The 4,815-nt window shown below is 69.3% G+C and carries 4 protein-coding genes; 3 read left to right on the top strand and 1 reads right to left on the bottom strand.

Annotated features, from left to right (window positions below; all coding sequences use genetic code 11):
• Positions 1–121: 121 nt before the first annotated feature.
• The gene (locus tag AC0680_RS34580) at positions 122–1,351 is read right to left on the bottom strand and encodes an NAD(P)-dependent malic enzyme (protein WP_384434000.1); all 1,230 of its coding nucleotides are present in this window, start codon (positions 1,349–1,351) and stop codon (positions 122–124) included.
• 542 nt (positions 1,352–1,893) lie between these two features.
• Here AC0680_RS34580 and AC0680_RS34575 point away from each other — a divergent pair.
• The 3 genes from AC0680_RS34575 to AC0680_RS34565 are packed head-to-tail and all read left to right on the top strand — an operon-like array spanning position 1,894 to position 4,673.
• Positions 1,894–2,868: an ABC transporter substrate-binding protein gene (locus tag AC0680_RS34575; RefSeq protein ID WP_478636830.1), complete on the top strand. Its 975-nt coding sequence runs from the start codon at positions 1,894–1,896 to the stop codon at positions 2,866–2,868.
• A 60-nt stretch (positions 2,869–2,928) separates the two neighbouring features.
• Positions 2,929–3,873 carry an amino acid ABC transporter permease gene (locus AC0680_RS34570; protein ID WP_478636828.1) on the top strand — a complete coding sequence of 315 codons (945 nt, stop codon included), beginning with the start codon at positions 2,929–2,931 and terminating at the stop codon, positions 3,871–3,873.
• Between the two features lie 47 nt (positions 3,874–3,920).
• Complete coding sequence (locus AC0680_RS34565) at positions 3,921–4,673, top strand: amino acid ABC transporter ATP-binding protein (protein ID WP_384434212.1); 753 nt, start codon at positions 3,921–3,923, stop codon at positions 4,671–4,673.
• Positions 4,674–4,815: the final 142 nt, after the last annotated feature.

The following is a 4,815-nucleotide window of genomic DNA, read 5'->3' as shown; positions in this document are numbered from 1 at the left end:
CCCCCCCCCCCCCCCCCCCCCCCCCCCCCCCCCCCCCCCCCCCCCCCCCCCCCCCCCCCCCCCTCCCCCCCCCCCCCCCCCCCCCCCCCCCCCCCGGCCCGTTGGCGTACGACGGAAGCGCTCAGCGGCGCGCCACGCCCTCGGCGCGGGCCGCTGCCGCCACGGCGGCGGTGACGGCCGGGGCGACCCGCTCGTCGAACGGCGAGGGGATGACCCGGTCGGCGCTGAGTTCGTCGGCGACGACGGCGGCCAGCGCCTCGGCGGCGGCGAGCTTCATGCCCTCGGTGATCCGCGAGGCCCGCACCTGCATGGCGCCGGCGAAGATGCCGGGGAAGGCCAGCACGTTGTTGATCTGGTTGGGGAAGTCGCTGCGCCCGGTGGCGACCACGGCCGCGTACTTGTGCGCGACGTCGGGGTGGATCTCCGGGGTGGGGTTGGCCATCGCGAAGATCAGCGAGTTCTTCGCCATCTTCGCCACCGCCTCCTCGGGCACCGTGCCGCCGGAGACCCCGATGAAGACGTCGGCGCCGTCCAGCGCCTGCTCCAGCGAACCGGTCAGCTGCGCCTTGTTGGTGAAGCCGGCCACCTCGCGCTTGACGTCCGTGAGGTCGCCGCGGTCCGTGGAGACCACGCCCTTGCGGTCGCAGACCGCGACATCGCCGATGCCCGCCTCGATGAGGATCTTGGCAATGGCGACACCGGCCGCGCCGGCGCCGGAGATGACCGCCCGCAGCTGGCCGAGCGAGCGGTCGGTGAGCTTGGCGGCGTTGCGCAGCGCGGCCAGCGTGACCACGGCCGTGCCGTGCTGGTCGTCGTGGAAGACCGGGATGTCCAGCGCCTCCTGCAGGCGGCGCTCGATCTCGAAGCACCGGGGCGCCGAGATGTCCTCCAGGTTGACGCCGCCGAAGGACGGCGCGAGCCGCACGACGGTCTCCACGATCTCGTCGGTGTCGGTGGTGGCGAGCGCGATCGGCACCGCGTCCACACCGCCGAACTGCTTGAAGAGGATGGCCTTGCCCTCCATCACGGGGAGGGAGGCCTCCGGGCCGATGTCGCCCAGGCCCAGCACCGCGGTGCCGTCCGTGACGACTGCGACGACCTGGGACTTCCATGTGTAGTCGTGCACGAGCTCGGGCTGCTCGGCGATGGCGCTGCACACCTTGGCGACGCCCGGCGTGTACGCGAGGGACAGGTCGTCCTTGTCGCGGACCGGCACGGTCGCCTGGATGGCCATCTTGCCGCCGCGATGCAGCGCGAAGGCGGGATCGAAGGTTCCGTCGGGCGCCGTGCCCGTGCCTTCGTCCGCGCCCGTATTTCCGTCGCTGCGAGGATTGACGATCTCCGCTGCCACTTGTCTTACCCCTTTATTCGTAAATCTGCTGAGGGTGGCCACTCCCTGGTTGAGGAGTGGGCGGGCACCGCGTCCGCGCCCTGTGTGGGCGGATGGCCGCCCCGCAGGGGGAGGTACGGACGCCGGGCGCGCCGCACACGCGCCCTGAGCCCCGGATGAGGGGTGTAACGAACATTTCTACCGGACGGGCGCGGGCCTCGACGAGTCAGATTCATTACCCTCGGGTTCAAGGTTCCGACAATAACGGCGAAGCACCGGAAAACGGCCGAAGTGCTCTCGCCCCGCTGTCCGGAATCCGAGACGTCCGGAGTGCGCCGAACGCCCCCCGCGCCCCGTTGGAGGCGGCTTCCCCTTGCGACACAAGGGCGCCACCTCCCCTTCCCCGTCCGTTATCCGATTTTGACCTGAACGGCAGTCCGAATACCGGAGTCCGGATGGCAGGATTCCGTCACCAACCGAGGTCGCGACGCTCGAAGAGGTGTCCCCCGGCCCTTTTGTCACGTCTCCGCCACGTCGGCTTCTCCATCCGCAGGAGGAACAGCATGACCGCAAGCACCACCCGTCGCAGGGCCGCCGGCAGGTCGCGCACAGCCGTGGCCGCCGCGGCGGCGGTCACCGCCTCGCTGATGCTCCTCAGCGCCTGCGGCGACCAGACGGACGCGGCCGTCGCCAAGCGAGAGGCGCAGAAGAACCGCAACGTCCACGCGCCGCTGTTCAAGCTGCTGCCCAAGGACGTGCAGGAGATCGGCCTGCTCCAGGTCGGCTCGGACATCACGTACAAGCCGGTGGAGTTCCGTACGAACGGCAAGGTCACCGGCATCGACCCGGACCTCGCGGCGGCGATGGAGAAGGCCCTGGGCATCAAGCTCAACTTCAACAACGCCACCTTCGACACCCTCATGGGCGGCCTGAAGTCCCAGCGCTACGACATCGCGATGTCGGCGATGACGGACACCAAGGAGCGCCAGGAGGGCATCGACAGCAACACCGGCAAGAAGATCGGCCAGGGCGTCGACTTCATCGACTACCTCAACGTCGGCGTCTCGCTCTACACCCAGAAGGGCAAGACCAAGGGCATCGACGGCTGGGAAACGCTGTGCGGCAAGAAGCTCGCGGTACAGCGCGGCACCGTCTCGCACGACCTGGCCAAGGACAAGTCGAAGGCCTGCGAGAAGAACGACGAGGAGCCGATCGCCATCGAGGCGTTCGACAACGACTCCGAGGCCCAGACCCGGCTGCGCACCGGCGGTGTGGACGCCGTCTCCAGCGACTACCCGGTCGCGGCGTACGCGGTGAAGGTCTCCGGGGGCGGCAAGGACTTCCAGATGGTCGGCGGCGCCCCGCTCAAGGCGGCCCCGTACGGCATCGCGGTCCCCAAGGGCCAGGAGAAGCTGCGCGACGCCCTCAAGGCCGCGGTGGAACTCACGATCAAGAACGGCTCGTACGCCAAGGTCCTGGACAAGTGGGACGTCAAGGACGCGGCGGTCAAGGAAGTGAAGCTCAACAGCGGCAACTGAGCCGCCGGCAGCCGTCCCGTCCCCTCCGGCCACCCCGCCGAACGCTGAAAGGCAACATCCGTGTCAGTTGACGTCGACAAGTCGGCCCAGCCGCCGGCGGACGCTCCGCCGCCCCAGCCCGAGCCCATCAAAGCCATCCCGGTCCGCCATTACGGCCGCTGGGTCGCGGCGATCGTCGTCATCGGGGTGCTCGCGCTGCTCGTGCGGGCCTTCGCCTCCGGAAACGTCAACTGGGGCGCGATCCCGCAGTACATGTTCAACGCGGACATCCTCAAGGGTCTGCGCAACACCCTGCTGATCACCGTGCTCTCGATGGTCATCGGCATCGTGCTCGGCGTGATCCTGGCCGTGATGCGCCAGTCCAAGAACCCGGTGACCTCGACCGTCTCGTGGTTCTACATCTGGTTCTTCCGCGGTACGCCGGTCTACGTCCAGCTGTTCCTGTGGTTCAACCTCGGCCTGGTCTTCCAGTACATCGACATCATGCCGATCTACAAGGACGAGTGGTCGGACTTCATGACCCCGTTCCTGTGCGCGCTGCTGGGCCTCGGCCTGAACGAGGCGGCGTACATGGCGGAGATCTGCCGGGCCGGTCTGAACGCCGTCGACGAGGGCCAGACCGAGGCGGCGCACGCGCTGGGCATGAGCCACGGCAAGACGCTGCGCCGGATCATCGTGCCGCAGGCGATGCGGGTGATCGTGCCGCCGACCGGCAACGAGGTCATCAACATGCTGAAGACCTCGTCGCTGGTGATCGCGGTCCAGTACTACGACCTGCTCCAGGCCGCCCAGAACGTCGGCCGGGACTCCGGTGTGGTGGTCGAGATGCTGATCCTCGCCGCCGCCTGGTACCTGATCGCCACTACGGTGCTGAGCATCGGGCAGTACTACCTTGAGCGCTACTACGCCCGCGGCTCCAGCCGCCAGCTCCCGCCCACTCCGCTCCAGCGCGCCAAGGCGAAGCTGGCCGGCGGCTTCAACCGCTCCGCCGGAGGTGTCGGATGACCAGCAAGACCACCACGAGCAAGACCGGGGGCACCAGTGGCGGCCCCATGGTCCTGGCCGAGGGCGTCCACAAGTCCTACGGCGCGGCCCACATCCTCAAGGGCATCGACCTGGAGGTCGCGCCCCGGGAGGTCTTCTGCCTGATCGGCCCGTCCGGCTCCGGCAAGTCGACGTTCCTGCGCTGCATCAACCACCTGGAGAAGGTCAACGCCGGCCGGCTGTCCGTCGACGGCGAACTGGTCGGCTACCGCGAGCACAACGGCAAGCTCTACGAGCTGCGCGACCGCGAGGTCGCCGCCCGCCGCCGCGACATCGGCATGGTCTTCCAGCGCTTCAACCTCTTCCCGCACATGACCGCGGTGGAGAACATCATGGAGGCGCCGATCCAGGTCAAGGGCGAGTCCAAGGCGACCGCCCGCGAGCGCGCGACCAAGCTACTGGACCGCGTCGGCCTGGCCGACAAGGCGGGGAACTACCCCTCGCAGCTCTCCGGCGGCCAGCAGCAGCGCGTCGCCATCGCCCGTGCGCTGGCGATGGAGCCCAAGCTGATGCTCTTCGACGAGCCGACCTCGGCCCTCGACCCGGAGCTGGTCGGTGACGTCCTGGACGTCATGAAGGACCTGGCGGCGGACGGCATGACGATGGTCGTCGTGACCCATGAGATGGGCTTCGCCCGCGAGGTCGGCGACTCGCTGGTCTTCATGGACAACGGCGTGGTGGTCGAATCCGGCCACCCGCGCGAGGTGCTCGGCAACCCGCAGCACGAGCGGACGAAGTCGTTCCTGTCGAAGGTGCTGTAGTCGACGGTGCTGTAGTCGACGGTCCTGCACCGGGGGGGGGGGGGGGGGGGGGGAGGGGGGGGGGGGGGGGGGGGATGGGGGGGGGGGGGGGGGGGGGGGGGGGGGGGAGCGCGGGTGAGGTGAAAGGTAGAAAGAGATGGGA

The sequence above is a fragment of the Streptomyces sp. NPDC043738 genome (assembly GCF_056436545.1).
This window is presented reverse-complemented; position numbering and strand designations above follow the sequence as displayed.